The 23,299-nt window shown below is 63.9% G+C and carries 18 protein-coding genes; 5 read left to right on the forward strand and 13 right to left on the reverse strand.

Features of this window, described 5'->3' with window-relative positions; translation table 11 throughout:
- Nucleotides 1-110: 110 nt before the first annotated feature.
- From tpx to E8E75_RS07220, 4 genes are all read right to left on the reverse strand, one after another.
- Nucleotides 111-608, reverse strand: coding sequence for a thiol peroxidase (tpx, locus tag E8E75_RS07205; protein ID WP_153921391.1), 498 nt, complete (start codon nt 606-608; stop codon nt 111-113).
- A 247-nt stretch (nt 609-855) separates the two neighbouring features.
- On the reverse strand, nt 856-4,491 hold the full coding sequence (locus E8E75_RS07210) for a translocation/assembly module TamB domain-containing protein (protein WP_280358396.1): 3,636 nt from the start codon (nt 4,489-4,491) through the stop codon (nt 856-858).
- Between the two features lie 8 nt (nt 4,492-4,499).
- Nucleotides 4,500-6,230, reverse strand: coding sequence for an autotransporter assembly complex family protein (locus E8E75_RS07215; protein WP_153921393.1), 1,731 nt, complete (start codon nt 6,228-6,230; stop codon nt 4,500-4,502).
- 49 nt (nt 6,231-6,279) lie between these two features.
- Entirely contained in the window at nt 6,280-6,933 is a 654-nt protein-coding gene (locus E8E75_RS07220) for a GNAT family N-acetyltransferase (protein ID WP_120651387.1), read from the reverse strand.
- 134 nt (nt 6,934-7,067) lie between these two features.
- Here E8E75_RS07220 and xthA point away from each other — a divergent pair, with 134 nt between their 5' ends.
- Nucleotides 7,068-7,880, forward strand: a complete 813-nt coding sequence (xthA, locus tag E8E75_RS07225; protein WP_120651388.1) for an exodeoxyribonuclease III — start codon at nt 7,068-7,070, stop codon at nt 7,878-7,880.
- Between the two features lie 94 nt (nt 7,881-7,974).
- Here xthA and E8E75_RS07230 read toward each other — a convergent pair whose 3' ends face one another.
- Nucleotides 7,975-8,304, reverse strand: coding sequence for a YegP family protein (locus E8E75_RS07230; RefSeq protein WP_153921395.1), 330 nt, complete (start codon nt 8,302-8,304; stop codon nt 7,975-7,977).
- 275 nt (nt 8,305-8,579) lie between these two features.
- Here E8E75_RS07230 and E8E75_RS07235 point away from each other — a divergent pair, with 275 nt between their 5' ends.
- A complete protein-coding gene (locus E8E75_RS07235; RefSeq protein WP_120651390.1) occupies nt 8,580-9,947 on the forward strand; it encodes a phosphate ABC transporter substrate-binding/OmpA family protein in 1,368 nt (455 codons plus the stop codon).
- Between the two features lie 126 nt (nt 9,948-10,073).
- Here the strand turns inward: E8E75_RS07235 and E8E75_RS07240 are convergent, their stop codons facing one another.
- Complete coding sequence (locus tag E8E75_RS07240; protein ID WP_280358391.1) at nt 10,074-12,314, reverse strand: TonB-dependent siderophore receptor; 2,241 nt, start codon at nt 12,312-12,314, stop codon at nt 10,074-10,076.
- A gap of 351 nt (nt 12,315-12,665) precedes the next feature.
- On the opposite strand from E8E75_RS07240, the gene E8E75_RS07245 reads away from it, so the two are divergent.
- Both E8E75_RS07245 and E8E75_RS07250 read left to right on the forward strand, forming a co-directional pair.
- Nucleotides 12,666-13,676 (forward strand): TerC family protein, encoded by a 1,011-nt coding sequence (locus tag E8E75_RS07245; protein WP_120651391.1) that lies wholly within the window; start codon nt 12,666-12,668, stop codon nt 13,674-13,676.
- Nucleotides 13,669-13,845, forward strand: a complete 177-nt coding sequence (locus E8E75_RS07250) for a hypothetical protein (RefSeq protein WP_162945817.1) — start codon at nt 13,669-13,671, stop codon at nt 13,843-13,845. The genes E8E75_RS07245 and E8E75_RS07250 overlap by 8 nt, the downstream gene beginning before the upstream one ends.
- Nucleotides 13,846-13,919: 74 nt before the next feature.
- Here the strand turns inward: E8E75_RS07250 and E8E75_RS07255 are convergent, their stop codons facing one another.
- Nucleotides 13,920-15,149: an acyl-CoA dehydrogenase gene (locus tag E8E75_RS07255; protein ID WP_120651392.1), complete on the reverse strand. Its 1,230-nt coding sequence runs from the start codon at nt 15,147-15,149 to the stop codon at nt 13,920-13,922.
- Nucleotides 15,150-15,301: 152 nt separating this feature from the next.
- On the opposite strand from E8E75_RS07255, the gene E8E75_RS07260 reads away from it, so the two are divergent.
- Nucleotides 15,302-16,225, forward strand: coding sequence for a LysR family transcriptional regulator (locus E8E75_RS07260; protein WP_120651393.1), 924 nt, complete (start codon nt 15,302-15,304; stop codon nt 16,223-16,225).
- A gap of 125 nt (nt 16,226-16,350) precedes the next feature.
- Here the strand turns inward: E8E75_RS07260 and E8E75_RS07265 are convergent, their stop codons facing one another.
- The 6 genes from E8E75_RS07265 to E8E75_RS07290 all read right to left on the reverse strand — a co-directional run.
- Nucleotides 16,351-17,121: an enoyl-CoA hydratase-related protein gene (locus E8E75_RS07265; protein ID WP_120651394.1), complete on the reverse strand. Its 771-nt coding sequence runs from the start codon at nt 17,119-17,121 to the stop codon at nt 16,351-16,353.
- Nucleotides 17,122-17,249: 128 nt separating this feature from the next.
- The gene (locus E8E75_RS07270) at nt 17,250-18,377 is read right to left on the reverse strand and encodes an acyl-CoA dehydrogenase family protein (RefSeq protein WP_120651395.1); all 1,128 of its coding nucleotides are present in this window, start codon (nt 18,375-18,377) and stop codon (nt 17,250-17,252) included.
- Nucleotides 18,378-18,388: 11 nt separating this feature from the next.
- On the reverse strand, nt 18,389-19,576 hold the full coding sequence (locus E8E75_RS07275) for an acetyl-CoA C-acyltransferase (protein WP_153921401.1): 1,188 nt from the start codon (nt 19,574-19,576) through the stop codon (nt 18,389-18,391).
- Between the two features lie 10 nt (nt 19,577-19,586).
- On the reverse strand, nt 19,587-20,354 hold the full coding sequence (locus tag E8E75_RS07280; protein ID WP_280358395.1) for a 3-hydroxyacyl-CoA dehydrogenase: 768 nt from the start codon (nt 20,352-20,354) through the stop codon (nt 19,587-19,589).
- A gap of 19 nt (nt 20,355-20,373) precedes the next feature.
- A complete protein-coding gene (locus tag E8E75_RS07285) occupies nt 20,374-21,993 on the reverse strand; it encodes an acyl-CoA synthetase (protein ID WP_153921403.1) in 1,620 nt (539 codons plus the stop codon).
- Nucleotides 21,994-22,271: 278 nt separating this feature from the next.
- Nucleotides 22,272-23,299 (reverse strand): methyl-accepting chemotaxis protein (locus E8E75_RS07290; protein WP_280357873.1); only part of this gene is annotated, 1,028 nt, incomplete at its 5' end.

The following is a 23,299-nucleotide window of genomic DNA, read 5'->3' on the forward strand; positions in this document are numbered from 1 at the left end:
TGGGAGCGATTTCAATCGCGAATGAATTCGCTCCCACAGATCAGCCTTACCCCCACAGCGCGCAAGAAAAAAGGGAGGCCATTGGCCTCCCTTCTTCATTTCATCTTGCCTTACAGGGCAGCGATGGCAGCCGCGTAGTTCGGCTCGTCGGCGATTTCGCCTACCAGCTCGCTATGCAGCACCTTGTCGTTCTCGTCCAGAACCACTACGGCACGGGCGGCAATGCCAGCCAGCGGGCCGTTGGCGATGGCGACGCCGTAGTCCTTGAGGAAGCTGGCACCGCGCATGGTGGACAGGTTCACCACGTTCTCCAGGCCTTCGGCGCCGCAGAAGCGCTTCTGGGCGAACGGCAGGTCGGCGGAGATGCACAGCACCACGGTGTTCGCCAGTTTGCTGGCCTCGACGTTGAACTTGCGCACGGACGTGGCGCAGGTCGGAGTGTCAACGCTCGGGAAGATGTTGAGCACCTTGCGCTTGCCGCTCAGGCTGGCCAGGGTCACGTCGGACAGGTCGCCGCCAACCAGACTGAAGGCCGGGGCTTGCTGGCCTTTCTGCGGCAGTTGGCCGTCAACGTTGATCGGATTGCCCTTGAGGGTTACTTGAGCCATTGCATGGGTCCTTGTTTCAGGTGGTGTTGTAGTAAAGCGCTGAGTTAATCACGGGTCAGGGAAAATGTCCTGACTTTTGAGTCAGCCCGGCGCGGGAGAATTCGACTGGATGCTAGCGCATCCCAACTACTGGATGAATGCAGGGTGGATGTCGTTTTTTGCATCCATCAATGGTTGCCAATTCAGGCTTCTATGGTGGATCGATGAAGCGTGATCCACCCTTGGATGCCCATCTCAAGGGCCGCGTTCAGAAATCCCGCTTGTAGAAGAGATCCAGTGAACTCGCCAAGCCACTGGCGGCCTCCAGGTAAAGACGCTTGGTCAGCTCGTAGCGCAGCGCCACCACGCTGGTGGAGTCCACCACCCCGAGTCCGTAACGGATGCTCAGGCGATCGGTAATCTGCCCCAGGGCGCCATCATCATCGAGTTGAAGGTCCTTGAGGCCGAGACTCTGGGCCAGTTCGCTGGTCAACGAAGCACTCCCGGAAAGGCCCATGGCCAATGCCGCGCGGCCCACGGCGTTGCCGTCACCTTCACTGGTGTTCATCGGCCGGCCGAGAATCAGATAGGACAGCGCCTGCTCCTGGCTCATGGCCGGATTGGAGAACACTTCGGTAGCGGGTTCGTCGGCACGACCATTCAGCCGCACGCCTGCAGTGACGTCGCCAATGACGCGGACGGCTTCCACATCCAGGTAGGGCTGATCCAGCGGGCCGGCGAACAGCAGACGCGCACGGCGCAGGTCGAGGCGCTGGCCATACGCCCGATAACGACCGTTCTTCAGTACCAGCTCACCGTTGCCAGTGAGGTTGTCGCCAACCTTGAGATGCCCCTGGAGGTCTGCGGTCAGGCCGAAGCCGGAAAACTGCAGGCGGTCCTGGCCGACTTCCACATCCACGTTCATGGCCATCTGCAGCGGCTGTTGCTCTGCCTCCTGCTCGCCGACCACACGGGCATCCGGGGAGACCTTGACCGCTTGCGGCGGCAGCTCGCGGACTTTGATCTTGCCTCGCGGCACCTGCACCTTGCCACTCACGGAGAGGCGATCACCGGACAGTCCGATGTTCAAGTCCGGCTCCACTTCCAGGTTGGCGTAAGGTTCCACCACCAGCGGCAGGCGAGTGCCACGCAACGCGAGATCGAGGTCCAGACCCTGATCCCAGGCGAGACTGCCGGACAGGCTGCCCTGGCCTTGCTCGCCACTGCGCCATTGCCCGCTCAGTTCCATGTTCTCGCCGGCGATTCGTGCGTCCAGGCCCAGGTTCTCGAAGCTCATGGGCAGGTCGCCACCACCGATTCGACCATCCGCCAGTCGCAAGTTGCCCAGGACATAGGGAGCCTGCAGGGTACCGCTCAGGCTGCCGGCACCTTCAAGGCGGCCTTCAAGGCTTTCCACCTTGGGTACGAAGGGACGCAGCACCGCAAGGTCCAGTCCGTCCAGGCGGAACTGTCCGGACAGCGGTTTGTTCGCAGGACGCGGATCGATTCGCGCATCCAGCTGCAATTCGCCAAGGCCTTGACCCTGGAAGCTCAGCTGGTTGTCGATTCGCTGTGGACGCAGGGTGCTATCGAGCAGCAGGCGCTGGTAGGGGAAATCGACCCAGCGATCTTCTTCCTTCAGGCGCAGCACGCCGCTCCCGGCGTCCAGGGTGATCTGGCCGTTCGGGCCGCTTGCGGGCAGGTCGAGCTTGAGGTCGCCGTTGAGTTGGCCCTGCCAGGCGAAGTCCTCTGGTAACCAGCGCGCGAGGCTGGCCAGGGGGAAGTCGCGCAGGCGGTAATCCAGCTTTGGCTCAGGCATCAGGCGCTGTTCCCCGCCGCAGAGGCTCGCCGGGCCCGAGCGCCAGCAATGGGCGCCGAAGTTCAGCTTGCCGTCGGCCAGTCGCTCCAGTCGCGCAGGGGCTTCCAGGCGCCAGTCCTGGCCACCGGCCTGGACTTCCCCCCGGGCAAGGCGACCGCGCCAGTTGCCGCCGTCCAGCTTGCCATCCAGGGCCAACAGCAGATCGAGCATCGGCCCCTTGAGGTTCATTTCGAGTTGCTGGCGTATCCGGTCGCCAGAACCGTCAGCCGTGAGCGTGCCGAACTCGTTGTCACCGGAAGCGAGGCCATCCACCTGCAACTGCACGCGGCCACGTTGGGCGGCGTCGAGCTGGGCATCCAGCTTCAGCTTGTCGAGGCGGTTGTCGCCCTGCCCCATCCGTTCACCGGTCAGTGCCAGCTTGCCCTGCGGCGCTTTCAGCGTGCCAGCGAGGTCGAGGCGCCCCTGGACCTTGCCGAAGAGTTTCGGCCAGAGCTGCCCAAGACGATTCAGGGCCAGGTCGAGATGGCCGCTGAGCTTCTGGTCCAACTGCCCTCGCCCCTCGATCCGGTTGTCACCCAGGCGCGCCTGCAGTGCATTGAGCAGCCAGCGCTCGCCGGCACCTTCGGCCTTGGCCTGAAGCACAGCCGGCTGGCCGCGCAGCTGGCCATTGAGGTCGAGGTCGGCATTCAGCTCCAGTCGCTGGTCGCGCCAAGCCCCCCTTGATTGCAGCTTGCCAGCCAGTTTGCCGGGCAGTTCGGCCAGCCAGTAGGAAGGGTCCAGCTCGCTCAGGGCCAGTTGGCTGTCCCAGCCTACGCCGTTGGCGAAATCAACTTTCACCTGGCCCTGCGCCCGCCCCCGCCCGGCTTTAAGCAGCAGGTCGGGCAGGTTGACGCTGGCGAGGTCTCCAACCACCGGACTGCCAATGCTGAAGTCGCCCGCCGGCCCCTTGAGGCTGGCTTCGAACCTGCCCTCATAGCGCGACGCGGCATAGCGCGCCTCGGCATCGAGCTGATGCAGCTCCACTGGCGGAGGTTGCTCCTGGGGGAACAGCCGTTGCCAGGGGAAATCACGCCATTGCAGGCGGCTGTCGATGGCCAGCTCCTGCTGCCAGTCGACCCGCCCCTGCAGCGCCAGGGTCTGCTGGGCATCACCAGTGAGCAGTAGCTGCTGGATGTCCGCGCCGTTGGCATCGACTCGCCCAGCCAAGTCCAGCGCTACGGCGCCACCTTCACCCGGGAGGCTGGCCTTGCCCTGCACGGCGTAACCCGCCTGGAGATCGCCCTTGGCGTCCAGGACCACCTGGTTGAGGGTCAGGGTATCCGGCAGCTCTGTGCTGGCCTTGAAACCATCGGCCCGCAGGGTGGCGCTGGCCGGCAGGTTCTCCGCCAGGGGGCGCAGCTCGCCGTCGAGGCGGCCGTTGAGGTAGCCACTGCTATCGGCCTGGAGCCGGATCGCTGACTGCAGCTCGCCGTCCGCCTTCAGCATCAGCGTCCACGGTCCCTCTCCCGGCGCGGGTAGCTGCAGGCTGCCCTGCAGGGCCAGGGGCCAATTACCTTCGGGGTGCAGCCTGCCGTGGAGATCCAGGGCCAGATCATCGCGGCGCAGCTTGAGACGTTCGAGGTTCACGCCATCCGCTTGCCATCGCGCAACCAGCTCCAGCTGCTGCAGCTGGTCATTGCCGTCGAGCAGAAAGCGGCCAATTCGCGCTTGCCTGACTTCCAGCGCCAACGGTAAACGCAGCGCCGGCAGACTGATGGGGCCGCCGCTTTCTACATCCCGGGTGGGAGGCAGATCGAGGTGAATGCTGTCGCTGGACAGCTCGTTGATGCAGAGGGTGCGACGCAGCAGACAGGCGGGATTCCAGTCCAGCATTGGCGCTTCCAGTTTCAGGACGGTGCCATCCTGCTGCCACGACATTCGGGTGGCACTCCAGCGGCCACCCAGGGTGCCTCTGTAGTCGTCCACTTCCAGTCCCGGCAGTTGGCCCAGGGCCCAGCGGCCACCGGCTTCGGTGAACAGCAGTGCTGCCGGAATCGCCACCGCCGCCGCAAGAACAGCGGCCAGCCCCGCAAGGCCGTACTTCACACTGTGCCTCACAGCTCGGGCCCCATGGAGAAGTGGATACGGAAGCCGCCTGGATCATCCAGGGCCTTGGCCACGTCCAGGCGAATGGGCCCCACCGGAGAAACCCAGCGCACGCCAATGCCGGCGCCGGTCTTCATCGCCGCATTGAGGGAATCCATGGCATTGCCACGGTCGACGAACGCCGCCAGACGCCACTTCTCGGCGACCGGATACTGGTACTCGGCGCTGCCCACCAGCAGGTAGCGGCCGCCAACCTTGTTGCCGCTGCTGTCTTCCGGCGAAAGGGTCTGGTAGTCATAGCCGCGCACGCTCTGGTCGCCACCGGCGAAGAAGCGCAGGGACGGCGGGATGGCGTCGAAATCAGTGGTGGCGATGCCGCCCGCCTGCACCCGGCCCAGCACGCGATGGCCACCGGGCAAGGTGTAGAGCCCCTTGGCCATGGCGCTGGCATAGGTGAAGTCGGTGTCTGAGAGGATGCCCTCCTTGGCGCCACGCACGTCGAACTGCAGCGAATAGCCACGATTGGGGTCGAGCTTGTTGTCACCGCGGGTTACGCCGTAGCTGATACCGGGAATGAGGGAGCTGCTGCGCCCGTCGTCGCTGCCATCGCCGAAGTCGAAGGTTTCCTGCTCCCAGCGCAGCGAGACCACCCGTTGCCAGTCGCTGGGCAGCTTGGACTGCCACTGGCCCCCGATGGTGAAGCGCCGACTGTCCACGTCCACCAGGTTTTCCCGTTGCAGGCCGGTAGAGAAGCGCAGCGTGTCAGTGAGCGGCGGGTCCAGGGGAATCTCGTACCAGGTGCCGACGCTCTGTCGTACCGGCGACACTTCGGTCTCGGCGCCCAGGCGGTGGCCCTGCCGGTTGATCCAGTGGCGGGTCCAGTTGGCACGGGCACGCGGGCCCACGTCGGTGGAAAAACCGATGCCCAGGCCAACGGTACGCGGCTTCACCGTCGCCAGTTTCACCTTCACGGGAATCACCTGGCCGGCGCCCTTCACCGGGCTGGCATCCACCCGGACCTCGTCAAAGTAGCCGCTGGCCTGCAGATGTTGACTGAGCTTGGCGACCTGGTCGGAGTCGTAGGGCGTGTTGGCTGGAAATGGCACCAGACGTGCCAGCAGATCGGGGTCGAATGGAGTATCGCCATCGAAACTGACAGCACCCAGGCTGTAGCGCGGACCGCTGTCATAGATGAGCTCGATATCCGCCACCCCGGCGCGCGGGTCGATATCCAGTCGCTGACGCTTGAAGCGTCCGTCGAAGAAGCCGTAGCGCAGTCCCTGATTCTGGATCAGTTTCTTGGCGTCCTCGTAGGCGCCGTGGTTGAGTTGCGCACCGGTTTTCAGCGCCTTGCTATCGGGAACGCGAAACGCCTTAAGCGCGCCGGCCTCGCCCTCGATCCGCACCACTACGTTGCGCAGCCGCACCGGCTCACCGGGAACCACCAGCAGGTGCAGGGCGGGGTCCTTGCCACCTTCGACGCGGCTGTCGATCCCGGCCTGGTAATAGCCGAGCGCCTGAGCGGCCTGGCGCGCCTGGTCCTCGGCTGAACGCCGGAAACGTCGCAGGTCTTCTTCCTTGCGGTCGCCAAGGGCGCCGATATAGGCCTCGATATTGGCCTTCAACGGCGCATTGGCAGGTTCGACTTTCACGTCCAGCCTGGCCTTGGCCAGCGCCAGAGTGCTTGTGCAGAGCAGGACCAACAGCAGCGGCCCGCGCAATCCTTGGCAGAAATTCATGGGGCGAAATCCTACCACGGCATTTCGCCCTTTCTGTCGGAAATGCGAATCAGCCGCTAGCCCGCATCACCGGCCGCGGATTGGGGTGGAAGAAGACATGCTCGACCACCGGACCCAAGGCGACCTCTCCCACCTCCTCGTACCCCTGACGCTTGTAAAACTCCAGGTAACGGACGTTGCCGGTGTCCAGCACGACCCCCTGGGAGCCATCGTCCTCGGCGCACCAGTTGTGCAAGGCCTCCAGCAGCTTTTCACCGAGATGCCGCCCCTGGAACTCCGGATGGATGCCGAGCAACGGCAGCACGTGATAAGGCCCCGGAGGCAGGCAGGCGAGCACAGCGTCGTGGTAATCGAGATAGCGGCGGGTGCAGCGGAATCCGGTGGTGAGCAGCATGCGTAGCCGCCAGCCCCAGCTTTCGGTGATGTCCAGGCGGCGCTGTGGAGGCGCGATCAGGGCTATGCCCACCAGGCGCTCCTCGATCAGCAGGCCGATGGCCGGCAGGTCCTCAAGGAAATGCTGTTGCACCAGTTCTCGTACCGTGGCACGTACCCGCTGGTCGTAGCCGGGACGCTCGGCCTCGAACAGATAGGCGAAGGTAGGTTCATGGCGGTAGGCGTGGTACAGCAGGGAACGTGCTTCGCGGGCGTAACCGCCGTCCAGCAGACGCACCTCGACCGGCGCGGTGGGGATGTAACCGGGCATTCACGGCACCTCTTTTGTTATGGGTTCTATCGGGCCAAGAAGGAAATTAGCACCAGATTCCGGGCCCAGCCATGCCTGCTGGCCGGGCGGCCAACCATCGGCTAGCATCGCGTTTTTGCCAGGATGCCTTCGCGATGAAGATCGTTTCTTTCAATATCAATGGCCTGCGGGCACGCCCCCACCAGCTCGAAGCGCTGATCGCCAAGCACCAGCCGGACGTGATCGGCCTGCAGGAAACCAAGGTCGCCGACGAGCAGTTCCCGGAAGCGGAAATCCGCCAACTCGGCTACCACGTGCACTACCACGGCCAGAAAGGGCACTACGGCGTCGCCCTGCTCTCCCGCCAGGAGCCGATTTCCCTGTTCAAGGGCTTCCCGAACGACGGCGAGGAAGCCCAGCGCCGCTTCATCTACGGCACCTTTGCCGATGCCCATGGCAACCCGGTGACCGTAATGAACGGCTACTTCCCGCAGGGCGAAAGCCGCGACCATCCGGTCAAGTTCCCCGCCAAGGAACGCTTCTACGCCGACCTGCAAGTGCTGCTGGAGCAGCAATTCCAACCGAGCCAGCAACTGGTGGTGATGGGCGACATCAACATCTCGCCGGAAGACTGCGACATCGGCATCGGCGAAGAGAACCGCAAGCGCTGGCTGAAGACCGGCAAATGCAGCTTCCTGCCGGAAGAGCGCGAATGGCTCGCGCGCCTGAAGAACTGGGGCCTGGTGGACAGCTTCCGCCACCTCAACCCCGAGGTGAATGACCGCTTCAGCTGGTTCGACTACCGCAGCCGCGGATTCGAAGATGAACCCAAGCGCGGCCTGCGTATCGACGTGATTCTCGCCACCAGCCCGCTGCAGGCACGCATCAAGGACGCTGGCATCGACTACGACCTGCGCGGCATGGAAAAACCGTCGGATCATGCGCCCATCTGGCTGGAACTGGCCTGACCCCGCAGGCTGTCGCCGAAGGGCGCCGGCCTTGAGCCCGCACACGAAAAAGGCCCATCGATGATGGGCCTTTCTTCTTTCAGCGCCTGTTTGCTCAGGCCTCTTTCACCATCCGGGTCGCACCTACCCGCATGATGGTTTCGATGGCCCGTTGCAGGGCATGCTCCGAATCATAGAGGTGGCTCCGGACGATCACCTCCTTGTTGGCTGCGCGCAGCTTGAAGTAGTTCTTGCCGCTGGAATCGATGCGCCGTACGAAGCGCTCCTCATGCACGCAATTCTCGCGAAAACGGGCCATGGCCTCCTCTGCAGTGCCACGGTCTTCATGGATGCCGGTATCCACAAGGGTTTGCGCGTCGGCCGCCTTCAAACGCAGGCGCCAGGTGCCACCAGTGTTCTTGCGCAGCTCGAACCAACCACTCATCTCAAACACTCCTTGAACAAGTAAGGGATGCGCTTAATGCGCCAACTCGAAGCACCTCTCACGGGGCGTTTCGGGCAGCGGGATACCCTACCCCCTGGCAGATTTCCGGGTTGCAGGAACGGACTTATAGCGTTGTAGGAATACCCCTGGGCAGTCGAGGCGAAAGAGCCTCAAGGTTGGAAAAGGCCCAAGGCAGAGCGCCTTGTCATATCTCCGTCACCCGGCTGACTTAATCTCGCGGCTCCTTTCACTCCCTATGTACAAGGTGTCTGCCCATGCCGCGCGCCATGACCGCCAGCGACAAGGACATGTGGGGCCGTGCCCTCAGCATGTTGCTGCTCGGTTTCATCTGCTATGCCTTCCCCTGGTCGGTGTTCGCCGCCCAGCCCGAGACCGTCCTGCGCATCCAGGGCTCCAATACGATCGGTGCCAAACTGGGCCCGGCTCTGGTCAAGGGCATGCTGGAAGAGGAAGGACTGCGCGGCGTGCACCAGACGCCCGGCGACCGGGAAAACGAAGTGCATATCGTGGCTCATGATGCCCAGGGCAAGGAGATCCAGGTGGAGCTGGCCGCCCATGGCTCGTCCACCGGTTTCGTCGCACTCAAGGACAGCAGCGCCGACCTCGCCGCCTCTTCACGCCCTATCAAGGATGCCGAGGCCCAGGAACTGTCCACTTTCGGCGACCTGCGCAGCCAGTACGCCGAGCAAGTGATCGCCATCGACGGCCTCGCCATCATCCTGCATCCGGGCAATCCGCTGCGCGCCCTGACCACCGCCCAACTGGCCGCGGTATTCGCCGGCGAGGTGAAAACCTGGGAAGAGCTCGGCGGCAAGGGTGGCGCCATCCATCTTTATGCCCGCGATGACCAGTCGGGCACCTACGACACCTTCAAGGAACTGGTGCTGGCCCGCCAGGGCAAGACGCTGGCCAACACGGCCCAGCGCTTCGAATCCAATGACAAGCTTTCCGCCGCCGTCAGCACCGATCCGCAAGGTATCGGCTTCGTCGGCCTCGCCTCGATCAACCAGGCCCGCGCCCTGGCCATCGCCGACGGTGATTCCCAGGCGATGCCCCCCAGCGCCGAGCTGATCGCCACCGAAGACTATCCGCTGTCGCGTCGCCTGTTCCTTTATATGAGGCCAGGCGAACAGAACCGCTGGGCCAAGTCGCTGGTGCACTTCGCCCAGAGCGCTCGCGGCCAGGCGATCGTCGACCAGAGTGGCTTCGTCGCCCAACAGGTCCAGGCAATCAAGGTCCAGGCCCAAAAGGACATGCCGGAGAACTACCGCGAACTGGCCAGCAACGCCCAGCGGCTATCGGTGAATTTCCGCTTCCAGGAAGGCAGCGCCAACCTCGACAACAAGGCCCAGCGCGATGTGCAACGCGTGCTGGACTACCTGAAGCAGACCAGCAAACTGGAGCAGAAAGTCGTACTGGTAGGCTTCGGCGATCCCAAGGCCGACCCGCAACGGGCTGAGCTGCTGTCCAAGCTGCGAGCCATGGCCGTTCGCCGCGAACTGGTCAAGGGCGGCGTCGTCCTGAAGGATGTGACTGGGCTTGGCGACGAACTGCCGGTGGCGGCCAACACGGCCGAAGAGGGACGGATTCGCAACCGTCGAGTGGAAGTCTGGGTGTATTGACCGAGGCAGAAGGATCGTAGGAGCGAGCTTGCGCGCGAACAGTCCTAGCGCGATCTTTCGCGAGCAAGCTCGCTCCTGCAGGAAATCCGAGCCCCCTCTCCCAAACGGGAGGGGGGCCTCGCCGCATCAGAAGTCGAAGCGGGTGGTCAGCATGAAGTTACGCGGGTCGCCGTAGAAACCACCGTCATAGAAGCCCAGGTTGCTGAAGTACTTCTTGTCGGTGAGGTTGTTGCCGTTGAGGGTGACGGACAACTGTTCGGTGACCTGGTACTTCGCCATGGCATCCAGCACCCAGTAACTTTCCTGGGTGTACTCGTAGTCGCTGGCGTTGGTCGCCGGGTTCCAGATGTCCTTCCAGATCTTGCTCTGCCAGCTGGCCGAACCACCGATGGTCAGCTTGTTGAACTGGCCCGGCAGGCGGTAGCTGGTGGACACGCGGAACATGTCTTCCGGCTCAGTGGTGGAGATCTTGTCGTCATCCCCATCGCGCGTGATGCGGTGGGTGTAGCCACCCTGCACGTTCCAGTCCGGCATCAACTCGCCGGCGACTTCGAGCTCGAAGCCCTTGGTCTTGGCGCCCTGCACCGCTCGGTAAATGGACTTGTTGGTTGCCAGGTCGAAGCCGATTTCTTCAGCCAGGTTGTCCTGCTTGACCTCGAAGATCGCCGCGCTGGCGTTAAGGCGCCCGTCGAAGAGTTCCGCCTTCAGGCCCAGTTCGTAGGCATCACCCTCTTCCGGCTCGATGGCCTTGCCGTTGGCATCCTGCTCACTCTCATGAGGCTTGAAGATGCTGGTGTAGCTGGCATAGACCGAGTAGGTGTCGTTGAGGTCGTAGACCACGCCGGCGTAAGGAACCACTACGCCGGTTTCACGCAGGCTCTGCAACTTGGCGCTCTGGCCCGAGGTCAGGTCGGTGCCAGTGCTGTCCAGCTTCCAGTTGGAAACGCGGGTGCCAAGGATGATCGACAGATCGTCGGTCGGCTTGAAGCGGCTGGTCAGGTAGGCGGCAGACTCTTTCAGCTCGGTCTTGACCTTGGACTGCGGGTTGCCCCAGTCGGGCTCGGGGAAGTCGCCGTTCCAGCCAAAGACGCTCGGCGCGGCGTCGAAGAAGAACGGCCAGTTGGTTTCGTCCGACTCAATGTCGCGATGGGACAGGCCGACCACCAGCTCATGCTCACGTCCCAGTAGCTGGAACGGACCGCTGGCGTACAGGTCGTAGGCGTTCTGGCTGGTCTCGTAGTCGTACTTGCCGCGCCAGACGAACATACCAGTGCCGTCTACCGGATTCGGGTTGCCGCTGGCGGCCGAACCCAGGGTGATGGGCGAATCAGTCTCGGTGCGACTGATCGAGGCCTTCACCATCCAGTCGTAGGCAAGGCGCTGCTCCAGGGTCACGAAGGCGTTGTCGGTGGTGTTGTCCCACTGACTCCACTTGGTGCCTGGATTGTGCGAACGGGACATGTTGATTTCGTTGCCATTGCTGTCGAGCAGCGGCACCGAGGAGCCCCAGGAGGAGCCATCCGGGCGGTTGGTCTGGCGGCTGACGCCAGCACTCAGGAGAGTGTCTTCGGTGATATCTGTTTCGAGAATGCCGTAGAACACCTGCTTCTTCTCGGACAAGTGATCCATGAACGAATGACCATCCTCATAGGCGGTGACGAAACGCCCACGCACGTTGCCTTGCGGGGTCAGCGAACCGCCGATGTCGAACTCACTGCGGTAGGTATCCCAGCTGCCAGCGCCGGCGGAGATGTAGCCGGAGAGTTCCTTGGTCGGACGCTTGCGCACCAGGTTGACGGTGGCCGAGGGGCTGCCGAAGCCACTGAGCAGGCCTGTGGAGCCCTTGAGGACTTCCACGCGGTCGTAGATCACCATGTCCGCCTGGTCGATGCCGTTGCCGAAGCGGAAAGCCGCCGGGATGCCATCGATCTGGAAGTTGTCGATCTCGAAGCCACGGGACTTGAAGCTGGCGCGGCTGCTGTCGAGCTTGTTGATGGTGATGCCGGGAGTCTTCGACAGCACATCGCCGATGCTGGTCAGGTACTGGTCATCCATCTGTTGACGGGTGATGACGCTGATCGACTGCGGAGTCTCGCGAGGCGACAGCGACAGCTTTGTGGCGGTACGCGTCGAGCCGGTGGTGTAGGAACCGGTACCCTCGGTGGTTTCCCCGAGGCGGTTATCGGTGATGGACGTAGCCACCAGTTCCAGCGATCCGTTGCCTTCCTGCTCTTCGGCCAGCACTGCAACTGCCTGCAACGCCAGGGCCACGCCCAGGATCGCCACGGACAACGGATGACGCTTGAGCCGCGCGACACCGGCATCCCCAGCCGTTTCCGTCACATTGAACGCATTTTGCTGTTGCACTCTCAAACCCCTTGGATGGTCTGTCTTGTTGGCTGGCTAACCAACGGTCTTCTTCTTTTTTTCGTGCGGTGCACGTCACTCGCATTCGCACCGTCAACCGTGCAGGTGCGATCGCATCTGACGGCGGATGCGGAAATTACCATCAAATAGTAATTGCTTACACCTGCACTTATGATTCATTCGCATGTAATTCTTGGAGATTTCTCACAAGGGGCAAAGAATTGTTACAGCGGCTCCGTTCCTCCCATACCCGGCCACCGGTAGGCTTTCCCATGTGACGCCGGGCCCCTCTGACGGCTTGCCAGCCGCCATGTCGGAGTCACGTTTCATCAACGACATAAGGAGGGGCTCATGGCAGCTCTGCACGCGTTTCTCACAGCCGACTTCCTCGGCACCGCCACCTGGTTGTGGCTCGTCTTCCTCGCAATAGTCCTCGCCTTGCTGGTCTTCGACCTCGGGGTGCTGCACCGTGACCAGCACGAAATCGAGGTACGCGAAAGCCTGCTGCTCTATGGCGGCTATTTCAGCGTGGGTGTGCTGTTTGGCGTCTGGGTGTGGTTCGAGCTGGGCGCACAGAGCGCCCTTGAGTTCTACACCGGCTTCCTGGTCGAACAGTCCTTGTCCATGGACAACGTCTTCGTCATGGCCATGATCTTCGGCTTCTTCGCCATCCCTCGCCGTTATCAGCACCGCGTGCTGTTCTGGGGCATCCTCGGCGTGGTGGTGCTACGCGCCATCATGATCGGTCTGGGTAGCGCGCTGGTGAAGGAGTTCGACTGGATCCTCTACGTGTTCGGCGCCTTCCTGCTGTTCACCGGCGTGAAGATGCTTTTCACCAGGGAAGAGGCCCACCCGGACCTCGCCAACAACCCGGTGCTGAAATTCGTCCGCCGCCACATCCGCGTGACCGACGATCTGCATGGCTCGCACTTCTTCGTGCGTCTGAAGCAGGTTGGCGAGAGCAAGCCCATGCTCTACGCCACACCGTTGTTCCTGGCCCTGGTGCTGATCGAGCTGGCTGACCTGGTATTCGCGGTGGACAGCGTCCCGGCGATATTCGCCATCACCCAGGACCCGTTCATCGTCTACACCTCGAACATCTTCGCCATCCTCGGTCTGCGTGCCCTGTACTTCGCCCTTGCGGCACTGATGCACCGCTTCGTCTACCTGAAGTACGCCCTGGCCCTGGTACTGATCTTCATCGGCGGCAAGATTTTCCTGCACGGATTCATCGGCAAGATTCCCCCGCTGCTGTCCCTTGGCGTAACCTTCGGTCTACTTGCCGGCGGCGTGCTCCTGTCCCTGTTGAAAACACGCGACCGCCCGGCCAAAGCCTCGGGAGACCTGGAGAAACATGGATGAAGTGCGGATCGAACCCTTCGAGAAAAGCGGCCGTGTCTACTGGCGGGTGCGCCTTGGGCATCGCAGCCTGACCTTCCAGGAGGAACTGGCCGCCCGCGCATTCGCCGCCCAGTTGCACCTGCGGATGGGCTGGCTGAAGGCCAGGAACCCGGTGCCTGAGAAGGATTGATACGACCGGCGCATCAACGATGGATGTGAGAAACGAAAAGGCCCGCATAATGCGGGCCTTTTCATTTCAGGCGATCACTGACCGCTGCGCAGCATTTCCTTCGGCACGTACTTGCCGATCTCGAACTTGCCGATGGCTGCACGATGCACTTCGTCCGGGCCGTCGGCCAGGCGCAGCGTGCGCTGCATGGCGTACATGTAGGCCAGTGGGAAGTCATTGGAAACACCGGCGCCGCCGTGGATCTGGATGGCGCGGTCGATCACCCGCAGGGCGACGTTGGGCGCGACGACCTTGATCTGGGCTATCTCACTCTTGGCCACCTTGTTGCCGACGGTGTCCATCATGTACGCCGCCTTCAGGGTCAGCAGGCGGGCCATGTCGATCTCCATCCGCGAGTCGGCGATCTTGTCGACGTTGCCACCCAGGCGGGCCAGCGGACGGCCGAAGGCGGTACGGCTGACGGCGCGCTTGCACATCAGTTCCAGGGCGCGCTCGGCCATGCCGATGGAGCGCATGCAGTGGTGGATACGACCCGGGCCGAGGCGGCCCTGGGCGATCTCGAAGCCACGGCCTTCTCCCAGCAATACGTTCTCGTAGGGCACTCGGACGTTCTCGAAGACCACTTCGGCATGGCCGTGCGGCGCGTCGTCATAGCCGAATACCGGCAGCGGGCGCAGGACCTTCACGCCGGGAGCGTCCAGGGGCACCAGGATCATCGAGTGCTGCTGGTGGCGCGGCGCATCCGGGTTGGACAGGCCCATGAAGATGAGGATCTTGCAGCGCGGATCGCAAGCACCCGAGGTCCACCATTTACGGCCATTGATGACCCACTCGTCACCTTGGCGCACAGCGCGCGCTTCCATGTTGGTGGCGTCGGAAGAAGCCACGCCCGGCTCGGTCATGGCGAACGCCGAGCGGATCTCGCCACGCAGCAGCGGTTCCAGCCACTGGCGCTTGTGTTCTTCGCTGCCGTATCGCACCAGCACTTCCATGTTGCCGGTGTCCGGCGCGGAGCAGTTGAACGGCTCCGGGCCCAGCAGCGAGCGGCCCATGATCTCAGCCAGCGGCGCGTACTCCATGTTGGTCAGGCCGGCGCCGTACTCGGACTCCGGCAGGAACAGGTTCCACAGCCCTTCCGCCTTCGCCTTGGCTTTCAGCTCTTCCATGATCGCAGTGGGCTGCCAGCGGTCGCCTTCGGCAACCTGCTGCTCGAATACCGGCTCGGCCGGATAGACATAGGCGTCCATGAATGCGGTGACGCGTTCACGCAGTTCCTGGACCTTCGGGGAATAGGCGAAATCCATGCGGGGCTACCTTTTTGCGGGTCTGTTTGTGAGGTCTGGTAAGGATGCTAGAACAGGGCGTAAGATTTCCCTAGTCTATTTTCGGCATCTATGAACATTCATCACCGATATATGATCCGCTGATAAAAACAACTTTCAGGAGCACGCCCGGCATGAATTTGAACAAGGTAGACCTCAACCTCTTCATCGTCTTCGACGCCATCTATACCGAGGCCAACCTGACCCGCGCCGGCCAGATCGTGGGCATCACCCAACCTGCCGTCTCCAACGCCCTCGCCCGCCTGCGCGAGACCTTCAACGACCCGCTGTTCGTGCGCACCGCCCAGGGTATGGTGCCCACGCCCATGGCGCAGAACATCATCGGTCCGGTGCGCAATGCCCTGCAGTTGTTGCGCGTCTCGGTACAGGAAAGCCGCACCTTCAACCCATTGCAGGCGAACAAGACCTACCGCATCAGCATGACCGACCTCACCGAGACGGTGATCCTGCCGCCGCTGTTCCAGCGCCTGCGCCGACTGGCGCCCACGGTGCAGATCGAAAGCTTCCTGGCCAAGCGCCGGGAAACCACCAAGGAACTGGCCGCAGGCCGCCTGGACTTCGCCGTGGACGCCCCGCTGAACACCGACCCGCAGGTGCGTCACGTCAAGCTCATGGAAGACCGCTACGTCTGCGCCATGCGCCGTGGCCACCCGCTGGCCAAGGACAAGATCAGCCTGGACGAGTACCTCTCGCTGTCACACATCCACATTTCCAGCCGCCGCAGCGGCCTGGGCTACGTGGACCTGTCACTGGGCAAGATGGGTATCCAACGCAAGGTGACCCTGCGCTCGCAGCACTACCTGATGGCTTCCACCGTGTTGCACGGTACCGACCTGGCGATCACTGTCCCGGAACGTTTCGCCCGCCGCCAGGATCTGCACTACGTGGACCTGCCGGTGCACGACGTGCCCGCGCTGGAAACTCACCTCTACTGGCATGAAAGCACCGACCAGGACCCGGCCAACCGCTGGATGCGCGAGCAGATCATCGAAATCTGCCAGCAGGTGACGGCGCAGGAGCAGAAGGAACGGGCCTGAAGAACCTGTAGGGGCTAATTCATTCGCCGAGGGCAGCGTAGCTGCCCCCTTCGGCATTGCAGGACAGGTCTTCGACCTCCGTGGCGATTGAAATCGCCCCTACAGAGACTGCGCCCTGATTGGACTCACCGCCCAAACTCCGGCTTGCGCTTCTCGATGAAGGCACCCATGCCTTCCTTCTGATCCGGCGTGGCAAATACCGCCTGGAACAGCCGCCGCTCGAAGCGCAATCCTTCCCCCAGCGAACCTTCGTCCACCCGGTTCACGCACTCCTTGAGCATCATCACCGCCGTGCGTGACTGCGCGGCGATGCGGTGGGCGCTGTCCAGGGCATGGTCCAGCAGTTCGGCGGACGGCACCACCCGCGCAACCACCCCGCAACGCTCGGCTTCGCTTGCCTCCATGCTGCGTCCGCTCAGCAGCATCTCCATGGCCTTGGCGCGGCCAACCAGGCGGGTCAGCCGCTGGACACCACCCGCCCCCGGAATCACCCCCAGCTTCACTTCAGGCAGGCCGAAGCGAGCCGTGTCCGCGGCGATGATGAAGTCGCACATCAGCGCCAGCTCGAAACCGCCACCCAGGGCGTGGCCGGCGACGGCGGCGATGATCGGCTTGCGACGCTGCGCCACGCGGTCCCAGCGGCCGAGGAAATCATCGAGGTAGGTACCGGGAAAGCACAGTTCGGCCATTTCCTTGACGTCCGCCCCTGCCGCGAAGGCCTTGGCGGAGCCAGTGATCAGCACGCAGCCGATGGCAGCGTCCCGCTCGAAGCCATCGAGTACCTGGTTCAGTTCGTCGATGAGCTGGGTGTTGATGGCGTTCAGCGCCTCGGGGCGATTGAGGGTGATCAGGCCGACAGCGCCGGCCTGCTCCACCAGCAGGGTCTGGTAGGTCATATCGAATTCCTGAAGAGAAAGGGAGGTCGGCGCTGCGGGCCGATTGCCGAATGAATTCGCCCCTACAGGAATGTGGAGTCTTGTAGGGGCGAATTCATTCGCCAAAGGCAGCGCAGCTGCCCCAAAGCTCAGAGGCTGCGGGCGATCACCATGCGCTGCACGTCGGAGGTGCCTTCGTATATCTGGCACACGCGCACATCGCGGTAGATACGCTCCACCGGGAAGTCCTTCAGGTAGCCGTAGCCACCCAGGGTCTGGATGGCCGCGGAGCAGACCTTCTCGGCCATCTCCGATGCGAACAGCTTGGCCATTGAGGCCTCGGTCAGGCAGGGCATGCCCGCTTCGCGCAGGCTGGCGGCGTGGTGAACCATCTGACGCGCCACGGCGATCTGGGTGGCCATGTCGGCCAAGCGGAAGGACACTGCCTGGTGCTCGATGATCGGCTTGCCGAAGGTCTTGCGTTCATGGGCGTAGTCGCGCGCCGCCTCGAAGGCCGCGCGGGCCATGCCGACGGACTGAGCAGCGATGCCGATACGCCCGCCCTCCAGGTTGGACAGGGCAATGCGGTAACCCTCGCCCTCCTCGCCCAGGCGCAGGGAGGCCGGAATCCGCACCTCATCAAGCTGGATCTGGCAGGTATCGGAAGCGTGCTGGCCGAGCTTGTCCTCCACCCGCACCACCTGGTAGCCGGGGGTATCGGTGGGCACGATGAAGGCGCTGATGCCCTTCTTGCCGGCCTGAGGATCGGTCACGGCGAAGACGATCACCATCCCCGCATGGTTGCCCGAGGTGATGAACTGCTTGGCGCCGTTCAGTACGTAATGGTCGCCATCGCGGCGGGCACGGGTGCGCAGGTCGCTGGCGTCGGAACCGGCCTGGGGCTCGGTGAGCGCGAAGGCACCGATCATCTCGCCCGAGGCCAGCGGACGCAGGAATCGCTCCTTCTGCTCCTGGCTGCCGTACTTGAGGATGGGCATGCAGCCCACCGAGTTGTGCACGCTCATGATGGTGGAGCAGGCGCCATCGCCAGCGGCGATTTCCTCCAGCGCCATGGCATACGCCAGGTGGCCGGTGGCCGCACCGCCCCACTCTTCCGGCACCAACATGCCGAGGAAGCCCAACTGGGCCATCTCGTGGATGGCCTCGGCGGGGAAGCGGTGCTCGCGGTCCCAATCAGCGGCGAACGGCTTCAGCCGCTCCTGGGCGAATTGACGGGCCATGTCGCGGATCTGGATTTCGTCTTCGGAGGGGATCATGGTCGCTTCCTTCAGCTGATTCGCTCGATGGCCACTGCAGTGGCTTCACCGCCACCGATGCACACCGAAGCCACGCCACGCTTGAGGTCGTATTGGGTCAGCGCATTGAGCAGGGTCACCAGCACCCGCGCCCCGGAGGCGCCAATGGGGTGGCCCAGGGCGCAGGCGCCGCCATGGACGTTGATCTTGTCGTGGGAGATATCGAGGTCGCGCATGGCGACCATGGGCACCACGGCGAAGGCTTCGTTCACTTCGAACAGGTCCACCTCGTTCAGGCTCCAGCCGGTGCGGGTCAGCAGACGCTGGATGGAGCCCACCGGTGCGGTGGTGAACAGGTTCGGCGCCTGGGCGAAGGACGCATGACCCGCGACATGGGCCAGCGGTGTCAGGCCGCGTTTTTCCGCTTCGGACAGGCGCATCAGCAGCAGCGACGCCGCGCCATCGGAAATGGAGCTGGAGTTGGCTGCGGTGAGGGTGCCGCCCTCGCGGAATGCCGGCTTGAGGGTAGGAATCTTCTCCAGGCGCGCCTTCGGCGGTTGCTCGTCCTGGCTGATGGTCACCACATCACGGCCGGACTTCGCTTCCACCGGAACGATTTCGGCGGCAAAGCGGCCGTCGGCCATGGCTTTCTGCGCGCGGGTCAGCGAGGCGATGGCGAAGGCGTCCTGCTGCTCGCGGGTGAAGCCATAGGCTTTCGCGCAATCCTCGGCGAAGGTACCCATCAGGCGGCCCTTGTCGTAGGCGTCTTCCAGACCGTCGAGGAACATGTGGTCAAGCACCTTGCCGTGCCCCATGCGGTAGCCGGTGCGGGCACGTTCCAGCAGGTAGGGCGCATTGGACATGCTCTCCATGCCGCCGGCCAGCACCACGTCGGCACTGCCGGCACGCAGCAGGTCGTGGGCCAGCATCACGGTCTTCATGCCCGAGCCGCACATCTTGTTCACCGTGGAACAGACCACGCCCTGTGGCAGGCCCGCGCCAAGAGCGGACTGGCGCGCCGGGGCCTGGCCCTGGCCGGCCTGCAATACGCAGCCCATGATGACCTCGTCCACGGCTTCGCCCTGCACGCCGGCACGCTCCAGCGCGGCACGGTTGGTGGCGGCGCCCAGTTGCGCTGCAGTCATGTCCTTGAAGTCACCGAGGAAGCCGCCCATGGCGGTGCGGACGGCGCTGACGATAACGATGGAATCCCCGTTCATGGCGTTCTCCTTACTTAGCGGTCATGCGAATGGCGCCATCGAGGCGGATGACTTCGCCATTGAGCATGGCGTTCTCGACGATGTGGCGAACCAGCGCGGCGTATTCGGCCGGGCGACCCAGGCGCGGCGGGAACGGCACGGAAGCGCCGAGGGAATCACGCACTTCCTGGGGCATGCCGGCCATCATCGGAGTCTCGAAGATACCGGGAGCGATGCACATCACGCGGATGCCGTGGCGCGCCAGCTCGCGGGCGATTGGCAGGGTCATGCCGACCACGCCGCTCTTCGATGCGGAATAGGCCGCCTGGCCGATCTGCCCATCGAACGCCGCAACCGAGGCGGTGTTGATGATGACACCGCGCTCGCCTTCGGCGTTGGGTTCACCCTGTGCCATGGCCTCTGCGGCCAGACGCAGCATGTTGAAGCTGCCGACGAGGTTGATGCTGATGGTCCGGGCGAAGCTGTCCAGCCCGTGGGCGCCGTTGCGCCCAATGATCTTCTCGGCCGGCGCGACGCCAGCACAATTGACCAGCCCGTGCAGTCCGCCAAAGGCCTCTACAGCGACGGCCACTGCGGCGCGAGCGTCTTCTTCACGGGTGATGTCGGCCTTCACGAAACGGGCGTTGGCGCCCAGTTCTTCGGCGCGGGCGTTGCCGGCGTCGGCATTGATGTCCACCAGCACGACCTTGCCGCCCTGCCCCACCAGCTCACGGGCAGAGGCCAGGCCGAGACCGGAGCTGCCGCCGGTCACCAGGAAAACGGAATTCTCGATACGCACGATTGCTACTCCTCGGGGTTCAGTTGGCGGCGGCCGCCTGGGCCTTGGCGATCTCCTGGTTACGCAGGAGGAAACGCTGGATCTTGCCGCTCGGGGTCTTGGGCAATTCCGCGACGAACTCGATCTCGCGCGGATAGGAATGGGCGGACAGACGCTTTCGCACGTATTGCTGCAGAACGTCGGCCAGTTCGGCATCGGCGTTGTGGCCGGCATGCAGCACGACGAAGGCCTTGACGAGTTCGGTGCGCTCCGGATCGGGTTTGCCAATGACAGCAGCCTCGATCACCGCCGGGTGCTCGATCAGCGCACTTTCCACATCGAATGGACCGACCCGGTAGCCGGAGGTAGTGATCACATCATCAGCACGACCGACGAAGCTGATGCTGCCGTCGTCATTCAGCTCCACTGTGTCACCACTCAGATAGTAGTCACCGACGAACGCCTTGGTGGCCATGCCCTGGTAGCCGGGGAACCAGAACAGCGGCGAGCGCGGCATGTCGAGTGCCAGGACGCCGGGCTGGCCGGCAGGCAGTTCGCGATGTTGCTCATCCAGCACCACTACACGGTGGCCGGGCATGGCGAAGCCGGCAGCCCCCAGGCGCACCGGGTGTTCCAGGGCGTGATGGTTGCACAGCACCATGCCCAGTTCAGTCTGGCCGTAATGGTCGTGGATGGTGCAGCCCAGGCCCTCGGCGAACCAGCGGATCACTTCCGGGGTCAGGGGCTCACCGGCGCTGCTGACGGCACGCAGGTTGCCTTTGATCGCGGCCTCCACCTCGTCGCGGGCAGCCAGCAGCAGGCGATAGGCCGTGGGCGAGCCGGCCAGGTTGGTTATGCCATGCTCGCGGATGATCCGGCAGGTGCTTTCAACGGTGAAGCCGCCTTCGTAGAAGGTGGTGGCGTGGCCCATGGCGAGAGGACCGGTCACGGCGTAGTAGAGGCCGTACGCCCAGCCCGGATCGGCCAGGTTCCAGAACTTGTCGTCCGGACGCAGATCGACCGCATCACGCATGTAGCTGACGAAGGCGACGATGGCCTTGAGCGGCACGGCTAGCGGTTTCGCCAGGCCGGTGGTGCCAGAGGTGAACATCAGCAAAAACGGATCGTATGCCTTGCGCAGGACCGGTTCGAAGCTGTCCGCCTGGCGTTCCAGCTCAGCCCAGAAGTCGTCGCCGACAGTCAGTACCTGCGGCAGGTCCGCCACCTCATCCAGTTTCGGACGGTTGGCAAGATCGGTGACGACCAGCTTCGAACCTGCCCCCTGCACCCGGTGCTCGATGGCCTTGGGGCCGAACGCGGTGAACAGCGGCTGGTAGACGGCGCCTGCACGCCAGGTACCGAGAATGGTGATCAACAGTTCCGGGGTACGCGGGAGCATGCCTGAAACGCAGTCGCCGGGGCGCACGCCACGGGCATGCAGGAGGTTCGCGAAGCGAGCCGCGGCCTCCTTGAGCTGGGCGAAGGTCCAGGTGACCTGCTCACCGTTACGCCCCTCCCAGACCAGCGCGACGCGCCCCGGTTCGGCATGGCGGTCGCAGCACTCGACACAGGCATTCAGGGCGTCGAGATCGCCCGCCAGGGTGGCGGAGGCGGCGCTGGCGTAGTCGAACTCGTCGGCAGCGGTGAAGTAATCGCGCATCGGATGGGCTCCCAGGTTGTTTTTGTTGGAGTACCGGGATGGTCGCGCCGAGGACCGATTGCGGCAATGTCGAAAGGCATCAACCTGGATGAGCGGATTTGACAGGATCGCACCAGGTGAAGAATCAGTGGGAGCGAATTGATTCGCGAAGGGCAGGACTGCGGCCTGCTTGGCGATTGAAATCACCCCGACAGAAGAGCGGAGCGTTGCTGGCGGGTATGAAGTCGCCGGCGCGCGTCACCCCTCGCCTTCTGGGAGAGGGGTGGGGGGGAGGGAGGTCAGGCGCGGAACTGCGCCATCAGCCCCTGTTGGTGGTTGGCCAGGCGGTTCAGCGCCTGGCTGACCTGGGCGGACTCCTCGGCCTGGCCGGAGAGCGATTCGGTGACGTCGCGGATCGCCGCCACGTTGCGGTTGATCTCCTCGGCCACCGCGCTCTGTTCCTCGGCGGCGCTGGCGATCTGCAGGTTCATGTCGGTGATCACCGTCACCGCTTCGCCGATGCGTTGCAGCGCGGTCACCGCCTGTTCCACCTGCTCGACGCTGCCCTGGGCCTGGCGGTGGCTGCTGTGCATCGAACCGACCACCTCGCGCGTGCCGTGCTGCAGGCCCTCGATCACCTGGCGGATTTCCTCCACCGAGTCCTGGGTGCGCTTGGCCAGGTTGCGCACTTCATCGGCCACCACCGCGAAGCCGCGGCCGGCCTCGCCGGCACGCGCCGCCTCGATGGCCGCGTTGAGCGCCAGCAGGTTGGTCTGCTCGGCGATGGCGCGGATCACTTCCAGCACCGAGCCGATCTGCTCGCTGCTGTTGGCCAGCGCCTGCACCTCTTCCATGGCCGCACTCATTTCGCTGGCCAGTTGCTCGATGGCGCTGGTGGTCTTGCCGATCACGCCGAGGCCTTCCTGGGTGGCGTGGTCGGCCCCCCGCGCGGCTTCGGCGGCCTGGGCGGCGCTGCGGGCGACGTCCTGGGCGGTGGCGCTCATCTCGTTGGAGGCGGTGGCCACCTGGTCCACTTCGCGGTACTGCTGCTGCATGCCGGCGCTGGTCTGGCTGGCGATGGCGGCGGACTGGTCGGCGGTGCTGCGGGCGTCCTGCACCGAGCGTTTCACGTCGGCAATGATCGGCTGAAGCTTGTCGAGGAAGCGGTTGAACCAGCCGGCCAGTTCACCCAGTTCGTCCTGGCGGGCGTAGTCCAGGCGGCGGGTCAGGTCGCCTTCGCCACTGGCGATGTCCTTCAGCATACTGGCCACGCCGAGGATCGGCCGGGTCACGCCACGGGCGGTGAGCCATACCAGCAGCAGGCCGG

This window comes from Pseudomonas sp. BN606, from assembly GCF_029873115.1.
Lineage (GTDB): Bacteria > Pseudomonadota > Gammaproteobacteria > Pseudomonadales > Pseudomonadaceae > Metapseudomonas.

Bases quoted from the DNA above. Each gene is read 5' to 3' on its own strand.
- E8E75_RS07215 (WP_153921393.1), bottom strand. From the start codon at position 6,230: ATGAATTTCTGCCAAGGATTGCGCGGGCCGCTGCTGTTGGTCCTGCTC.
- E8E75_RS07285 (WP_153921403.1), bottom strand. From the start codon at position 21,993: ATGCGCGATTACTTCACCGCTGCCGACGAGTTCGACTACGCCAGCGCC.
- E8E75_RS07265 (WP_120651394.1), bottom strand. From the start codon at position 17,121: ATGACCTACCAGACCCTGCTGGTGGAGCAGGCCGGCGCTGTCGGCCTG.
- E8E75_RS07235 (WP_120651390.1), top strand. From the start codon at position 8,580: ATGCCGCGCGCCATGACCGCCAGCGACAAGGACATGTGGGGCCGTGCC.
- E8E75_RS07255 (WP_120651392.1), bottom strand. From the start codon at position 15,149: ATGGATTTCGCCTATTCCCCGAAGGTCCAGGAACTGCGTGAACGCGTC.
- E8E75_RS07245 (WP_120651391.1), top strand. From the start codon at position 12,666: ATGGCAGCTCTGCACGCGTTTCTCACAGCCGACTTCCTCGGCACCGCC.
- tpx (WP_153921391.1), bottom strand. From the start codon at position 608: ATGGCTCAAGTAACCCTCAAGGGCAATCCGATCAACGTTGACGGCCAA.
- E8E75_RS07250 (WP_162945817.1), top strand. From the start codon at position 13,669: ATGGATGAAGTGCGGATCGAACCCTTCGAGAAAAGCGGCCGTGTCTAC.
- E8E75_RS07270 (WP_120651395.1), bottom strand. From the start codon at position 18,377: ATGATCCCCTCCGAAGACGAAATCCAGATCCGCGACATGGCCCGTCAA.
- E8E75_RS07275 (WP_153921401.1), bottom strand. From the start codon at position 19,576: ATGAACGGGGATTCCATCGTTATCGTCAGCGCCGTCCGCACCGCCATG.
- xthA (WP_120651388.1), top strand. From the start codon at position 7,068: ATGAAGATCGTTTCTTTCAATATCAATGGCCTGCGGGCACGCCCCCAC.
- E8E75_RS07230 (WP_153921395.1), bottom strand. From the start codon at position 8,304: ATGAGTGGTTGGTTCGAGCTGCGCAAGAACACTGGTGGCACCTGGCGC.
- E8E75_RS07260 (WP_120651393.1), top strand. From the start codon at position 15,302: ATGAATTTGAACAAGGTAGACCTCAACCTCTTCATCGTCTTCGACGCC.
- E8E75_RS07220 (WP_120651387.1), bottom strand. From the start codon at position 6,933: ATGCCCGGTTACATCCCCACCGCGCCGGTCGAGGTGCGTCTGCTGGAC.